Source organism: Phormidium sp. FACHB-592, assembly GCF_014695795.1.
Lineage (GTDB): Bacteria > Cyanobacteriota > Cyanobacteriia > Leptolyngbyales > Leptolyngbyaceae > Stenomitos.
On record NZ_JACJOZ010000074.1, the window covers coordinates 297,801 to 312,935 of the forward strand.

At 51.1% G+C, this 15,135-nt stretch carries 15 protein-coding genes; 14 read left to right on the forward strand and 1 reads right to left on the reverse strand.

Going from position 1 to position 15,135, the window contains the following annotated elements:
• Positions 1-43: 43 nt before the first annotated feature.
• The 8 genes from H6F86_RS20205 to H6F86_RS20240 all read left to right on the forward strand — a co-directional run bounded on the left by H6F86_RS20205 (position 44) and on the right by H6F86_RS20240 (position 7,988).
• Positions 44-673 (forward strand): HAD family hydrolase, encoded by a 630-nt coding sequence (locus H6F86_RS20205; protein WP_190450487.1) that lies wholly within the window; start codon positions 44-46, stop codon positions 671-673.
• 60 nt (positions 674-733) lie between these two features.
• On the forward strand, positions 734-1,825 hold the full coding sequence (locus tag H6F86_RS20210; RefSeq protein ID WP_190450488.1) for a bifunctional ADP-heptose synthase: 1,092 nt from the start codon (positions 734-736) through the stop codon (positions 1,823-1,825).
• Positions 1,822-3,084, forward strand: a complete 1,263-nt coding sequence (gene waaF / locus H6F86_RS20215; protein ID WP_190450489.1) for a lipopolysaccharide heptosyltransferase II — start codon at positions 1,822-1,824, stop codon at positions 3,082-3,084. Before H6F86_RS20210 ends, waaF begins: the two co-directional genes overlap by 4 nt.
• Entirely contained in the window at positions 3,081-3,911 is an 831-nt protein-coding gene (locus tag H6F86_RS20220; RefSeq protein WP_190450490.1) for a glycosyltransferase family 2 protein, read from the forward strand. The genes waaF and H6F86_RS20220 overlap by 4 nt, the downstream gene beginning before the upstream one ends.
• Complete coding sequence (locus H6F86_RS20225; protein WP_190450491.1) at positions 3,908-5,038, forward strand: glycosyltransferase family 9 protein; 1,131 nt, start codon at positions 3,908-3,910, stop codon at positions 5,036-5,038. Before H6F86_RS20220 ends, H6F86_RS20225 begins: the two co-directional genes overlap by 4 nt.
• A 42-nt stretch (positions 5,039-5,080) precedes the next feature.
• Complete coding sequence (locus tag H6F86_RS20230) at positions 5,081-6,313, forward strand: glycosyltransferase family 9 protein (protein ID WP_190450492.1); 1,233 nt, start codon at positions 5,081-5,083, stop codon at positions 6,311-6,313.
• 73 nt (positions 6,314-6,386) lie between these two features.
• On the forward strand, positions 6,387-7,634 hold the full coding sequence (locus H6F86_RS20235; RefSeq protein WP_190450493.1) for a glycosyltransferase: 1,248 nt from the start codon (positions 6,387-6,389) through the stop codon (positions 7,632-7,634).
• 120 nt (positions 7,635-7,754) lie between these two features.
• Positions 7,755-7,988, forward strand: coding sequence for a chlorophyll a/b-binding protein (locus H6F86_RS20240; protein ID WP_347240761.1), 234 nt, complete (start codon positions 7,755-7,757; stop codon positions 7,986-7,988).
• 115 nt (positions 7,989-8,103) lie between these two features.
• On the opposite strand, the gene H6F86_RS20245 is transcribed toward H6F86_RS20240, so the two are convergent.
• Complete coding sequence (locus H6F86_RS20245) at positions 8,104-9,237, reverse strand: glycosyltransferase (protein WP_190450495.1); 1,134 nt, start codon at positions 9,235-9,237, stop codon at positions 8,104-8,106.
• Between the two features lie 547 nt (positions 9,238-9,784).
• Here H6F86_RS20245 and H6F86_RS20250 point away from each other — a divergent pair.
• The 6 genes from H6F86_RS20250 (at position 9,785) to H6F86_RS20275 (ending at position 15,000) form a co-directional block, all read left to right on the forward strand.
• Positions 9,785-10,801, forward strand: coding sequence for an SDR family oxidoreductase (locus H6F86_RS20250; protein WP_190450496.1), 1,017 nt, complete (start codon positions 9,785-9,787; stop codon positions 10,799-10,801).
• Between the two features lie 105 nt (positions 10,802-10,906).
• Entirely contained in the window at positions 10,907-11,611 is a 705-nt protein-coding gene (locus tag H6F86_RS20255) for an SRPBCC family protein (RefSeq protein WP_190450497.1), read from the forward strand.
• A 64-nt stretch (positions 11,612-11,675) separates the two neighbouring features.
• Complete coding sequence (locus H6F86_RS20260; RefSeq protein ID WP_190450498.1) at positions 11,676-12,845, forward strand: zinc-dependent alcohol dehydrogenase; 1,170 nt, start codon at positions 11,676-11,678, stop codon at positions 12,843-12,845.
• 98 nt (positions 12,846-12,943) lie between these two features.
• Positions 12,944-13,318 carry a hypothetical protein gene (locus tag H6F86_RS20265; RefSeq protein WP_190451108.1) on the forward strand — a complete coding sequence of 125 codons (375 nt, stop codon included), beginning with the start codon at positions 12,944-12,946 and terminating at the stop codon, positions 13,316-13,318.
• 80 nt (positions 13,319-13,398) lie between these two features.
• Positions 13,399-13,767, forward strand: a complete 369-nt coding sequence (locus tag H6F86_RS20270) for a hypothetical protein (protein WP_190450499.1) — start codon at positions 13,399-13,401, stop codon at positions 13,765-13,767.
• A 63-nt stretch (positions 13,768-13,830) separates the two neighbouring features.
• Entirely contained in the window at positions 13,831-15,000 is a 1,170-nt protein-coding gene (locus tag H6F86_RS20275) for a zinc-dependent alcohol dehydrogenase (RefSeq protein ID WP_190450500.1), read from the forward strand.
• Positions 15,001-15,135 lie beyond the last annotated feature (135 nt).

Genomic DNA, 15,135 nt, shown 5'->3' on the forward strand with positions numbered 1-15,135 from the left:
AACTCTATGCTGAAAGCTGAAAGCTGAAGTCAGGAGCCAGGAGATGAAGCATCGAGCCGTGTTTTTGGATAAAGATGGCACATTAATTGAAGATGTACCATACAACGTTGACCCCGCACAGATGCGCTTAACGGTGGGTGCAGGCGTAGGGCTAGGGCAGATGCATCAGATGGGTTATCAACTGATTGTCATTTCTAACCAATCTGGAGTCGCACGCGGCTATTTTCCTGAGTCGGCATTGGCAGCAGTTGAACAACGCTTGCACGTGCTGTTGAGACCATTCAATGTGTCGCTGGCTGGCTTTTACTATTGTCCCCATCATCCAGAAGGCACTGTAGCGGAATATGCGATCGCCTGTGCCTGTCGTAAACCGGCTCCTGGTTTATTAATTCAAGCTGCCCGTGACCATGCTATTGACTTAACGGCGTCCTGGTTTATCGGCGATATTCTCAACGATGTGGAAGCGGGTCGGAGCGCTGGTTGCCAAACGATTCTGCTCAACAATGGTAATGAAACGGAATGGCTACGTTCAGCCGATCGAGAACCCCATTACATAACGATGGATTTGGCTGAAGCGGCAGCAATAATTAGGAAGGCAGAGGGCGGAGGGCAGAGGGCAGACTTTCCAGAGCGTCAGGCGATGGGAGGCAGAGGACAAAAGGCTAAAGGCTGAAGGCTAAAAGCTGAACTCAAAACGCTTAGAATTGCTGGCTACTATTCAAGACCAACATCCATGTACACGAATTTACCTGGCTTAATCAATACGTTCGTCGATCGCCATGTCGTTGTGCTGGGTGAAGCCATGCTTGACAGCTATCTGATGGGTAGTGCGAACCGTTTGTGCCAGGAGGCTCCGGTTCCGGTTGTGACGTTGGACGACCGTAGCGATCGTCCAGGGGGTGCCGCCAACGTGGCTGTCAATCTTCATGCTCTTGGGGCGCGGGTGTCCTTTCTATCTGTGGTTGGGGATGATGGAGACGGCGATCGATTGCGGCAAACGCTAGAGCACTATGGGCTTGAAACCGATGGACTTTTGGTGCAACCCTCTCGCCATACGTTAGCCAAACAGCGCATTATGGCAGCCTCTCAAATGGTGGTGCGGCTTGATCAGGGCAGCACTGACGCGATCGCGCCTGAGATTGAACAGCAATTGATTGAACGACTGCAATCTCTGGTGCCACACTGTGATGCTGTCATCATCTCTGATTACAGCTATGGTCTGCTGACCCAACGAGTGATAGACACGATTGCCACCCTCCAGGCTACTGCACCAATATTGCTAGTTGTGGATTCCAAACGGTTGGCACGCTATCGATCGCTAAGTGCCACGGTTGTCAAACCTAATTACGACGAAGCCTGTCGCCTGCTGACTGACCCAGTGGGGACTGCGGATTCTATGCCTGATATGGGAACTCGCCTTGATTCTATAGCGCGACAGCGTGATCGGCTGCTTGACCTGACGGGAGCCAAGATGGTTATTGTGACGCTAGATGCAGAGGGTGCCGTCATTTTGCAACGAGAGCAAGCCCCTCAGCCGATTGAGGCAAAACCTACCACTTGCAGGCAAACAACGGGTGCAGGCGATACCTTTATCAGCGCGTTGACCCTTGCTCTAGCAAGTAACGCCCCTGTCGCGATCGCAGCAGAACTAGCGGTTACGGCAGCGGCAGTAGTGATTGCCAAAGACGGCACTGCAACTTGCTCAATGGAAGAATTGCAAACAGCTAGCGCCGCCATGCCATCGCAGATTGAACCATTGGCTAACCAGGCATCCCTATGGTGCAGTAGTGCTGAACGTAATCCATCAACAAAGGAGGTTGCATGAGTTTGCAAGAGCCAGGTTTACAAGCGCTCAATTTTCAAGCAATTGGGTTACAAGCGCTGAATGTACCAGAACCGAACTTAAAAGACCAATGGCAACAGGCAAAAAAGATTTTATGTATCCGGTTAGATGCGATCGGTGATGTGTTGATGACCACTCCAGCGATTAAGGCGTTAGCAGGCGGTCGCCACATTACCTTACTCACGTCACGATCGGGGGCTGAAGTTGCGGCTTTAGTGCCAGAAATCGATCAGGTGATGACCTACGATCCGCCATGGATGAAGGCAACGTCACCACGCTTGAACAGCCGCCCCGAACTAGCAATGGTGGAAACCTTACGGGAGGGCAACTTTGACGCAGCCGTGATTTTTACTGTGTTTAGCCAAAATCCCTTACCGTCTGCGTTGCTGTGCTACCTGGCGGATATCCCGTTGCGGCTGGCGCACTGCCACGAAAACCCCTATCAACTCCTTACCAACTGGGTGCTTGACCCAGAACCCAGCAGTGGCATTCGTCATGAAGTGCGTCGTCAACTGGATCTTGTCGCTAGCGTCGGGTTCCACATTACTGATGAGCGTTTGTCGTTGCAGGTGCCAGAGAGCGATTATCAGAGAGTTTTTGACCATTTATCGCGGCTTGGACTTAACAGAGAGCAACCGTGGGTCGTCATCCATCCAGGTGCCACAGCCCTGTCACGACGCTATGCGGCAGAAGGCTTTGCCGCCGTTGCACGCCGTTTAGTGCTGGATGCCAACTGTCAGATTGTGTTTACAGGGACAGAGCCAGAACGATCGCTCGTCGAAAGCATTCAAGCGGCAATGGCTATAGAGTCCTTTTCCCTGGTTGGCGCGCTGGATCTGGCAGAAATGGCAGCGCTGTTGGCGATCGCCCCTCTTGTTATTGCCAATAACACAGGTCCCGCTCATCTTGCTGCGGCTGTGGGTACGCCTGTCGTTGATTTATATGCGTTGACCAATCCGCAGCACACACCCTGGGGTGTGCCCAATCGCGTGTTGTTTCATGATGTGCCGTGCAAGTTTTGCTACAAAAGTCTTTGCCCTGAAGGGCACCATCACTGTTTGCAGTTGGTGACTCCTGATGAGGTCTTTAAAGCCGCTTGTGAACTGCTGGCTGGCAGCCCATCAACAATCGAACCAGACTCGATGGCAACCATACTGACCCGACCAGCGCTGACGGTCAGCCTTGAGAGCGATTGTCAATCAGCAACATGGGTGCCAACGGCAAGGGAGGTCTGGCGATGACACTGGTAGATGTCTTGATTCCCACCTGTAACCGTCCCACAGCGTTAGCCGTCACGCTGACCAGCCTCATTGCCCAGACATTTCAGAACTTTCGGATTGTCATTTCTGATCAAACAGAGGGCAGTAATCCCCTTGCAACAGGCGAAGTGCAGGCAGTCTTGCGGGTGCTGCAAGCGCATGGGCATATCGTTGATCAACACAAGCACTTACCGCGTTGGGGCATTGCGGAACAGCGTCAATTTCTTCTTGATCAGGCGATCGCTCCTTACGTTCTTTATCTGGATGACGATGTGATCTTAGAAGCAAACGTCATTCAACAGCTATTGTCAGCCATTCAAACAGAAGGCTGTGGGTTTGTGGGCAACGCTATGCATGGCTTGAGTTTTCACCAGGATGTGCGTCCTCATGAGCAGATGATCGAGTTTTGGCAGGGTGCTGTACAGCCAGAACTGGTGAGACCCGATACACCGCAATGGGAGCGATGGCGGCTGCACAATGCGGCAAATCTCTACCATGTGCAGCAGCGTTTGGGATTAGCCGTTAACCATCCACGCAAGTATAAAGTCACCTGGGTGGCAGGCTGCGTACTGTACGACGCTGACAAACTTCGTAGCATTGGTGGTTTTAACTTTTGGCGTGACCTGCCACCAGAGCATGGAGGCGAAGATGTGCGGGTGCAGCTTGAACTGATGGCGCGTTATGGCGGTTGTGGACTCATACCCTCCGGCGCTTATCACCAGGAAGTACCAACGACGATTCCCGATCGCCATGTTGCTGCTGACAACGCGATCGACTGGTCAACCGAGCAGCCTTTTTCTAGGAAATGAAGCCAGACGTACAGTCTATTCTCTTTATCGAGTTGCTGGGCGGCATTGGTGACGTATTGATTGCCCTGCCTGCAATTCAAGCGTTGGGTCGTGCTTACCCACAAGCAAAACTCACTGTTTTAACCTTTGCATCGGGTGGCGAACTAATCCAAAGCGATCCCCTGATTCATGAAGTGATTTGCCTTAAACCCCAGCCTGATGCACCTCACCTTGCTCGAAGCGCTATTGAGGCAGTGCTAAAACGCCAGTCTTTCGACTTAATTGTGTCGGATACAAACTATGACGGCATTGACACGTTGCTACAGCAGAGCAGTGTCCCTCGCGTAGTGACGAATCTCTGGCGATCGCCGCCACCTAACCAGAAGGTTGGCGATCGCTTTTTGCAAATCCTGCAAGCCGAAGGGTTGATTACACCTGCTGACAGCGCACCCGCGCAACTGCATCTCTTGCCTGCCGAACAATGCCACGTACAGCAGCAGCTTGGCGCGATCGCCCAGCCCCTCGTCGTCCTGTATCCCGATGCCGGGATGGCTATTAAGCGGTGGTCAACGGCAAACTTTGTGCGGGTGGGGCAAGCCTTACAGCAACAGTACAACGCCACGATCGTGGTGCCTATTGGCTCTGATCCTGAGTCAGCACAGATTGTGGAAGCGATCGGCGGTACTGCGAAGGTGTGGGCACCGGGAACCTTACGATCGCTAGCAGCACTGATGGCAACCGCTGCGTTAGTGATTGCAGCCGATACGGGACCCGCTCGCATTGCCGCCGCTTTGCAAACGCCAACCACCACGCTGTTTGGTCCCTCCTGGCACGAGCGTTACGGACAACCCGCACCGCACATCAATCTACAAGGCTACCCAGACTGCCCTGAACGCCAAATCAACAACTTCACCACGCAGCGCTGTTGGTACAGCGGCGAATGCCCCTTCGATCGCTGGCACACCTGCCTGGAGGACATCTCGCCTGCCGAAGTCCTGGCTGCTGCCGCGCCCTTTCTGAAAACTTTAGCCTCTAGCGTTAAACGACCAACCTCTGAACTCGGTCATTCAAGCTTAGAACTCGGAGTGTCGAGCTTAGAACTCGGAACGGCGAGCTTGGAACTTAATTCTTCGACCTCTAACCTCTGATTGCCAAACGCAGAACTTGAACCATCCAACTCAGAACTCGGAATGCCAAGCCCAGAATCCAACGCTTCAGACTCTAAGCTGCACGCGATCGCCCCGATCCCCTTTGATCACGCCCTACAGCAGCAATGGTCATCCGTCCGTAACCTCCTGGTGATGCGGCTAGACAACATTGGCGATGTATTGATGACCAGCCCTGCCCTGGGTGCGCTGAGAGCAGCCTTGCCAGCCACCCGTTTAACCTTGATGGCAAGCCCTGGGGGAGCGCAGGCAGCCGCACTCTTGCCGTGGGTGGATGAGGTTTTACCGTGCCGGGCACTATGGCAAGACTTAGGCAAACTAGGGTTTGATCCTGATCGCGAGCAGGCATTCATTCAAACCCTGCGCGATCACCAGTTTGATGCGGCAATTATCTTCACGAGCTTTAGCCAAACGCCCCATCCGGCAGGCTTCATGTGCTATTTGGCAGGCATTCCCTTACGCCTGGGGCAGTCTAAAGAATGGGGTGGTTCTGTCCTGACAACCGAGGTTAAAGCAGGGCTGGATACGATGCATCAAGTGGAACGAAACTTGCGCTTAATCGAAGCCGTCGGTTTCCCCGTCAGCGATCGTAGCCTCCGCATTCAAATACCAACCGCCGCTCAGCACAGTGCAGCCGCAAAACTATTAGAGCAGGGGTTGAAACCCGACGAGCCATACATTTTGCTCAATCCCTGGACAAGTTGCCAGTCGCGTAATTACGCTGCCGATCGCTTTGCGGTTGCAGCCCAGCAGTTAGCAGCAAAAACGGGTTATCGCGTTGTGGTGACAGGTGTAGCGAACGATCGTGCTCACAGTGCGCCTTTGCTAGAACAGTTGGGTACGTGTGCGATCGATCTCATTGGGCACACCAGTCTTGCCGAACTGGCAGCGCTGATTGCTAGAACAAGCCTGATGTTGAGCAACAACACTTCTACCATGCATCTCGCTGATGCCACTCGTACCCCCAGCGTTATTTTATTTGCAGGCACCGAATACGAATGCCAGTGGCAACCGCGTCATACCTCTGCACGACTGTTGCGCCAGCCAACCGACTGTAGCCCCTGCTATGCGTTCACCTGCCCCTTCAAGCTGGAGTGTTTAGACATTGCACCCGAACAGGTGGTTGAAGCTGGATTAGCGCTGTTACAAACGACGTTCGTGCACACAAATTCTGGCTTCGTTGCTAGTCCTGATCGGGGGACTTCCCCCCGCCCCCCCGTTTTGTGGGGTCCTAACTCCCCTACGCCCCTCGAATAAGAGTGCTGGGGGCAATAGCAGCAGCTTACTTACAAGGTCATTTGCCTCTTAGATTCACACTACCGATAATCCTATGGTTCACGTCACGCTGATTGCAGGCACCTATGAACCGACCCGCTGTGGCGTGGCTCACTACACCGATCGCCTCCGCACCAGTCTTGAGCAACGGGGCATTCAATCCGTCGTCATGACTACCCATACTGCTGCCCAAACGGCGAATACACCAGACATTATTGGGGCAGTGCGAGACTGGCGCTTGTCTTCACTGATCCCACTGGTGCGATCGCTCCACGCCGTACCTACAGATGTTCTGCATATTCAGCACGCGGCTGGGACGTATAGCTTTGAACGCGCCATCTTTTTGCTGCCCTTACTGCTGCGGGCAACGGGTTGGCATCAGCCGATCGTCGTTACAGTGCATGAATACGGTTGGTGGGAATGGCAACCTCGCTGGTTACCGCCGCCTCTGCTGGAATGGTTGAAGCAATGGGGACAGCACCACGACTGGTGGGATCGAGAAGATGGGTTTCTGCTAACGTTTAGCAATGTCATTATCACCACGAATGCTGATGCTGAAATAGCCCTGCGAGAGCGGTTGCCAGCCTTGAGCGATCGCCTTCATCGTCTGGCGATTGCGCCCAATATTGATGTTGTTCCGATTGACAAAACCAGTGCTCGTCAAACGTTGCGCGAGGTGTGTGGCTGGGCAGCGGAGACAGAAATCATTGCCTTCTTCGGCTTTCTGCATCCTGTGAAAGGGTTAGAAACGCTGCTGCCTGCCTTCAAACAAGTCCTTGCTACTCATCCTCATGCCCGGTTGCTCCTCATTGGTGGTGTGGAAAGTTTGGCATTGGTAGGTGAGCAAGCAACCACCTACTGGCAGCAATTACACACGCGGGTGGCTGCTTTAGAGCTAGGCGAAACCGTTCATTTCACAGGCTACGTGTCTGCTGAAACTGCCTCCTGTTATCTGTCTGGCGCTGATATAGGTGTGCTGCCCTTTAATCACGGTGTCACGTTAAAAAGCGGTTCCCTACTGGCACTGCTGGCGCACGATTTGCCTGTGATTGCAACCCAACCTGACTCCCCTGATCGTGAGCTAGAGAATTGCCTTCGCCTCGTTCCCCCTCGTGATGTCAACGAGCTAGCGATCGCGCTCACTGAACTTTTGCACGATCGTACAAACGGCAAGCAACTGAAACACGCAAGTCGTACCATTACTCAAACTTTGGTATGGGATGCGATCGCAGACGCACATCTGCAACTCTACCAATCAGCCTTGCTCAATCCTGTACTCAATCTTGGTGCGCTTAAACAGTAAAAAGTAACTGGGATAACGCTTTCAGGTAGCATTCCGTATGGTTATACAAGCGATGCAACTGATCATGTAACGATCTGTAACTTTTGGTAGAGTAGGCATCCTTTATGAATCGTTACAGTAATGGAATCAACTGAGTTAAGGAAATCAACCATGCAATCCTCTACCGATAAATCCGTTTTAACCCCCACAGCCGCTCCTGCTTTTAACGGCAAAGACCGCAACGCATGGCTGTTTGGTTGGACTCCTCAAGCTGAACTTTGGAATGGTCGCCTGGCAATGATTGGCTTTGTAGCCTACCTGCTATGGGATCTTGCTGGTTACAGCGTTGTCCGTTTGCTCCACCTCGCTTCTTAAGAACAGTTTCTTAAGGGTATTCACGTTGAACTAAACCTCCAATCTCTAGGCAAATAATGTAGCTGCTAGCGTCAGCCCTTACTGGGTGTTGCTAGCAGCTTTTGTGTGATAACCATTAATCGCGGGGGCGTGGTACGTACAGTCGGGGCGATCGCGGCATTGACAAAACTTTCTGCCAAATTTCTTCATAGCGCTTAGCCATCTGTAGGGCTGTAAAACGTGCATTTGCCAACGCTTGTCCCTGTTGCCCTAAGCGTTCACGCAGTGCGGCATCATCTCTTAAACGGCATAACGCAGACACCAGACCTGCTACATCATCTTTCTCAATTAAGATGCCTGTTTCATCAGGAATAACGGCTTCGGCAATACTGCCTACCCGTGTTGCAATTACTGGGCGTGCGGCTAACATCGCTTCCACGATCGCCAATGGAAAACCCTCAGAACGTGATGGTAGGACGAAAAGATCGTACTGATGTAAGCGATCGCGGGGTTGTTCAATCCATCCTGGTAAGCTGACGCGATCGTGAATGCCTAACTCAACTGCCAGTGCTTCTAAGGTTGGGCGTTGTTCGCCTTCGCCCAAAATTTCCACCTGTACATTGTCTACCTGGGCGATCGCTCGTAGCAAAACATCATGTGCTTTCATTGCGTCTAGTCGCCCCACGCTGCCAATCAATAAGCCATCATGCTGCTTAACTGGCATAGAGGGGTGGCTCACTTCAGCAGGCACACCGTTTGGCACCGAAAGAACAGTGTGCCGACCCAGTGCATAAAAATCTTCCATTCGCCTTGCAGATGCCTCACCGACTGCAACATGGGCATCCACACGTAATGATAAAGTGCGTGTGCGCCATAGTTCGATCGCGCCCGTCGTACGTAACGGTAATTGATCCACTCGCACGACTCGCACGTTCGGTAACGATAGTGCTGCAACCAACCCACTTGCACATGCCCACGGCGTACAGAGATTGCAATGCACCACATCCGGCTGTAGTTGATGGAATGTTGTTAGATGTGCCAGCAGCGATTGAATGCCTGTTGTAGGCAGCACAAACCCTTGAGTCTGAGGACGGTGAACGGCGATCGCGTCTACAACACGTTGTGAGACTCCTACGACAGTAATGGCAATGTCGCTCGACACATGGGCAATTAAATGACCCAGGCTAATTTCTGCGCCACCAATACCCATTGCATCGGTATAGACTACAACCCGAAGCGCAGAAGAGGCGCAGTATGCAGAAGGCGTCATAGTTGCAATCTTCTCTCGGTCGTTATAAACACCATTGCTTTATAACAGATAGCCTCTACTAAGTAGGAGGGCTAAATTAAGCACCACGCAAAGACTGGGTTTCGACTACGCTCAATCCGCCGGCACACAGGATTAAAAGCATTGAGACTTCGGCATAAGCTTTCGACCTAAGTGCTCAAGCCGAGGGACGCTTAGACGAACGCGAAGTCTCAATGCACCTTCAATAATTGTGCCTAACGACCTGAGGAATCTTTACTACTGATACAGTTGCTTTCCAATTTACTGTTATCAGCAGCATCGCTACAACGTAACGTTGCTACGGCATCGCTTAACAGATGCTCCTCCCTCAGACAGACAACGCCTCTTCCCAGTGATGGACGGATGAAACCGTCATTCTCAGTAGCTTAGAGAGGTGCTTTAAAGGATTGACCCATTTGCTTTTGCTATTGGGATAGGCAGCCGACAAGTCGCACTCATTACAACGTGCGCTAGACAAATAAAAGTAACGAAATCAATCAAATCGATAAAACCGTTTTTAGGAGCAGGAATGCAACTTAAGCCAATAGCACAGCAGGTCGTCGCCATTGTTGGAGCCTCTAGTGGCATCGGGCGTGAAGCCGCACTTCGCTTTGCACAACGCGGTGCCAAGGTTGTAGTGTCAGCTCGGAGCGAGTCAGGCTTGGCATCGTTAGTTAATGAAATCCATCAGCTTGGTGGTGAGGCAACAGCGGTTACAGCGGATGTCTCTGTCTTTGAACAGGTGCAAGCGATCGCTGACAAAGCCGTTGCTACATATGGACGCTTGGATACCTGGGTGCACTCCTCTGCAACTGGCGTTTTTGCACCGTTTGAGCAAGTGACACCAGAAGAGTTTAACCGTGTCATTGATGTCACCTTAATGGGACAGGTTTATGGTGCCATGGTTGCCTTACCCCATCTTAAGCGTGAAGGGCAAGGTGCTTTAATCCACATTTCTTCAATGGAAGGGCGACGGGCGCTTCCTCTGCAAAGCCCTTATTCGTGCGCGAAACATGGCGTGGAAGGTTTTCTCGAATCGCTTCGAGTTGAATTGCAGCATGAGGGCAGTGGAGTCAGTGTTACCAGCATTAAACCAGCAGTGATTAATACGCCGTTTTATAACAATGGCTTGACTAAACTGGGCGTAAAACCAACTGGTATTCCTCCCTATTACGAACCCAGCTTGGTTGTAGATGCCATCCTCTATACCGCCGAACATCCCACACGCGATTTTATTGTTGGTGACGTTGGCAAGGTTCTAGACGTTTTGCAACGGGTCTCCCCATCGTTAGTTGATTCCCTGTTGGTGCTGACAGGTTTTAAGGGGCAGAAAACAGATGAATTGAAGTCAGCAGACGCACCAAATAACCTCTACGAGCCAGTAGCAGAACACGATCGCATTGAAGGTGACTTTGGCAATCTTACGATACCTAGCGTTACCGATTGGTTCGATCGCCACCCTGCACTCGGATGGGGCGTTGCTGGAACTGTGGGAGCCGCCGTTTTAGCCCTGCTGGCAAACCAGGCATCGGGTGGCAAGAGTTAAGCAACCAGACGTAAACACGAACTGGCATCAAACAGAGCCAAGTTCATGAAGCTTTGGTTTTAGCAAACAGCATTAACAAACACGATCGCAGGAGAACGTGAAATTATGGAAGAGATTACGACCATACAAAACGATCAACCGTCAGCTTCATCGCCGGGTGATACTGAACGGTGGGCTTCGATTATTGGCGGCGGTGCCATGGTGCTCTTTGGTTTGCAGCAGCGATCGCTGCGTGGCGTCTTGACTGCTATAGCGGGTGGTAGCCTTGCCTATCACGGCGCTCAAGGTGAAAAGAGCCTACCCACTGTCGTCACTGATGCTGTTGGCTTGAACAAGGTCATTCGGGCAGAGCGAACAGTCACAATCAATAAGCCAGCCGCAGAACTTTATGCCTACTGGCATGATTTTGCAAACCTGCCGACGTTTATGAGGCATGTGCAATCCGTTACTGTGATGGATATGCGGCGATCGCACTGGGTAGCCAAAGCCCCAATGGGACAAAGTATTGAATGGGATGCTGATATTATTGACGATCGTCCCAATGAATTGATTGCATGGGCTTCGATCGAAGGTGCCGATGTAGATAATTCCGGTTTTGTTCGCTTCAAGCCCGCCCCTGGCAATCGAGGTACAGAAGTGAAAGTCGTCATCGAATACAACCCTCCCGGTGGCGTTTTGGGCAGTGCTCTAGCCAAACTGTTTGGCGAAGAACCCGAACAACAAATTGGTGACGAACTTAACCGCTTTAAGCAATTGATGGAAGCGGGTGAAATTGCCACTACTGAAGGTCAGCCAGCCTGTAGAAGCTAATGCAACGTTAGGGGCTGGGATTCTCTCCTAACCCCTAACGCAACTTTTAGGAGCTAAATAAACGATGAAAGCTGTTTGCTGGCACGGTGCTCATGATGTGCGAGTTGAAACCGTACCAGACCCCAAAATCTTGAACCCGCGTGATGCCATTCTCAAAATCACGTCAACAACCATCTGTGGATCGGATCTCCATATCTACGATGGTTACATCCCTTCTATGAAGCCCGGTGACATTATTGGTCACGAATTCATGGGAGAAGTGGTTGATGTTGGGCATGAGGTAAAGCAGCTACGGCGGGGCGATCGCGTTGTTGCATCATCAATTGTTGGTTGTGGACAGTGCTTCTATTGCCAGCAACAGAAGTGGTCTTTGTGCGACAACTCTAATCCCAATGGCTGGATGCAAGAACCCCTCTTTGGTTTTGGGACAGCCGCTATCTTTGGTTACTCCCATTTATTTGGTGGTTTGGCAGGGTCTCAAGCGGAATATATACGTGTTCCCTTTGCTGACTTAGGGTCAATCAAAGTGCCAGACCATTTACCTGATGAGCAACTGCTGCCGATTTCGGACGCGTTCCCTACAGGCTATATGGGTGCCGATTTATGTGATATTCAACCTGGTGATACAGTCGCCGTTTGGGGTTGCGGTCCGGTGGGTCTATTCACCATACGAAGTGCTTACTTGCTGGGTGCTGAGCGGGTCATTGCCATCGATCGCGTACCAGAGCGGTTGCAGCTTGCAAGAGAGAAAGGTGGTGCCGAAATCATCAACTATGAAGAAATGGATGCTGGTGAAGCGCTTAAGGAGATGACAGGCGGACGAGGTCCTGATGCCTGCGTAGATGCGGTTGGGTTAGAAGCGCATGGGATGGGGCTGGAAGGGTTTTACGACAAAGCCAAGCAGGCAGTACGTCTAGAAACCGATCGCCCTCACGTCTTGCGTCAGATGATTGTTGCCTGTCGTAAGGGCGGCACCGTTGTTGTCATGGGTGTCTACAGCGGCTTTGTCGACAAAATGCCGATGGGCGCTGCGTTCAACAAAGGGCTAACCCTCAGGATGGGACAAATGCACGGTCAGAAGTATATGCCCCGCCTTTTGGAGCATGTTTTGAACGGCGATATTGATCCATCCTTTGTGTTTACGCACACCCTGCCCCTAGATGACACAAAGCACGCCTACGAGATCTTCAAACATAAGCAAGATCGCTGTGTCAAAGTGCTGCTAAAACCCTAAAACTCAGCACTCCTTACCCAGTGCTTATAAGAATATTGCTCTCTATAAGCACTCTTTCTCAGTTCATTTCAACCTTAGATTTTATCGAGGAGTTTTTTGTGATTTATATAGCTCAATTACGTAAATCTTTCAGCGCCTTTTTGGTCGCTGTTGTGTTGCTTTTAGGTTCTCTGTTTGTTGGTGATTTGCAGACGGCTGCGATCGCCGCACCACTGACCCCTGAAGCGGCTGCTTATGAAATCGATCAGGCTACTAGCCCTGATGAAGCTCATTCCAGACTCGAGGATAAAGCCAAGAGTTACAAAAAAGAGCTGAAAGAAGACTCTGCTTACACGAAGCAAGCAGCCAAAAAAGCAACTGGACAAGCCAAGAATGCGATCGAGCGCACGGCTGACAACGTACGCGAGAAGCTCAATTTGGATGAACCTCTACCACAAAGCACCAAAGATTTCTTGAATGACATCAAGCCATAAACACGGTGCTGTTTAACCATCTCAAAGTTCAATCATCGCAAATTTTAACGCACACCTACTTTTTCGCAGAGGACAAACTCATGAATCGTATTGCTCAACTACGTAAGTTTTTCACCATTTCACTGCTTACTGTTGCTTTGTTTCTAGGCACAGCCTTTAGCCATGTGGCTCAAAGTGCTTTGGCAGCTGACTCTCGCTCGACTAATGATGTGTCTAACGTTAAGGGTGACAGTAGCGCCGTCAATCGGTCTTACCACAATCTTCAAGCGGCAACTCAAGACTATCGACGCAGCTTTCGCACTGGCGAAGAGGGTGGAACACCTCCGGGTAAAAAATCGCCTCAAAGTGGGCGTAATACCCGCACCAAACAAGCTGCTAAGAATGTAGGCAAGAATACTCGTGGTGCCTTTGAACGTGCGGCTGATGCTGTGAAAGACACCTTTGATTAGCTCCTGGCTACGAGTGCATTATTTCGCCTCAATTAGTTTACTGTCGCTGGGAGTTTGTATTTAATGAAAGCAGTTTGCTGGCATGGTGCCAATGATGTTCGGGTAGATAATGTGCCCGATCCTAAAATTCTCAATCCCCGTGATGCGATCGTCAAAATTACTTCTACCGCCATTTGTGGCTCTGACTTACATCTTTATGATGGCTTTATTCCCTCAATGAAATCTGGGGATATTTTGGGTCACGAGTTTATGGGAGAAGTGGTTGAATTAGGTCCTTCAGTAAAGAACCTGCAAATTGGCGATCGCGTCGTTGTTCCCTTCACCATTTCTTGTGGCAGTTGCTATTTTTGTAGCCGTGCGTTGTCGTCCCTTTGTGACAACAGCAACCCAAATGCCTGGATGGCTGAAAAACTCTATGGCTATTCCGCTGCGGGTTTGTTTGGGTATTCCCATTTGTTTGGCGGTTACGCTGGCGGGCAAGCAGAATATGCGCGTGTACCCTTTGCAGATGTCGGTCTGTTCAAGATTCCCGATGGGCTGACCGATGAGCAAGTTTTGTTCCTCACCGATATTTTCCCTACTGGCTACATGGCAGCCGAAAACTGCAACATTCAGCCTGGTGATACGGTTGCTGTTTGGGGTTGCGGTCCAGTTGGGCAATTCGCTATCCGCAGTGCTTACCTGCTGGGTGCCGAGCGGGTGATCGCGATCGATCGCGTTCCCGAGCGTCTGCAAATGGCAAAAGAACAGGGCAAAGCAGAAGTCATCAACTACGAAGAAGTGGATGCTGGCGAAGCCGTCAAGGAAATGACCGGAGGGCGTGGTCCTGATTCCGTGATTGATGCAGTTGGGATGGAAGCGCATGGCACTGGTCTTGATGCCTTGTACGATAAGGCAAAGCAAGCAGTGCGCCTTGAAACCGATCGACCAACCGCGCTGCGTCAATTGATTGTTGCCTGCCGCAAAGGTGGATATGTTTCGATGCCAGGTGTCTACGGTGGTTTGCTAGATAAAGTGCCCATGGGTGCTGCGTTTAACAAAGGGTTGACCTTCAAAATGGGGCAAACTCACGTTCACCGTTATCTGCAACCACTATTGGAGCACATTCAAAACGGTGATATTGATCCTTCGTTTGTGATTACTCATCCTATGCCTCTGGCTGATGCCCCACGTGGTTATGAGATCTTCAAGCACAAGAAGGACAAATGTATCAAAGTTGTGCTTAAGCCGTAAGGTCGAAACAGCGTTCTGCATCATCAACTTGTGTTGCAGAACGCTGTTAAAGACAAATATCTTTGACATCGCTGCAATTAGTGATTGGTTAAGCCAGCGGCTGGCATAGCTAAATGCCAAGGTAAATAATCCTTA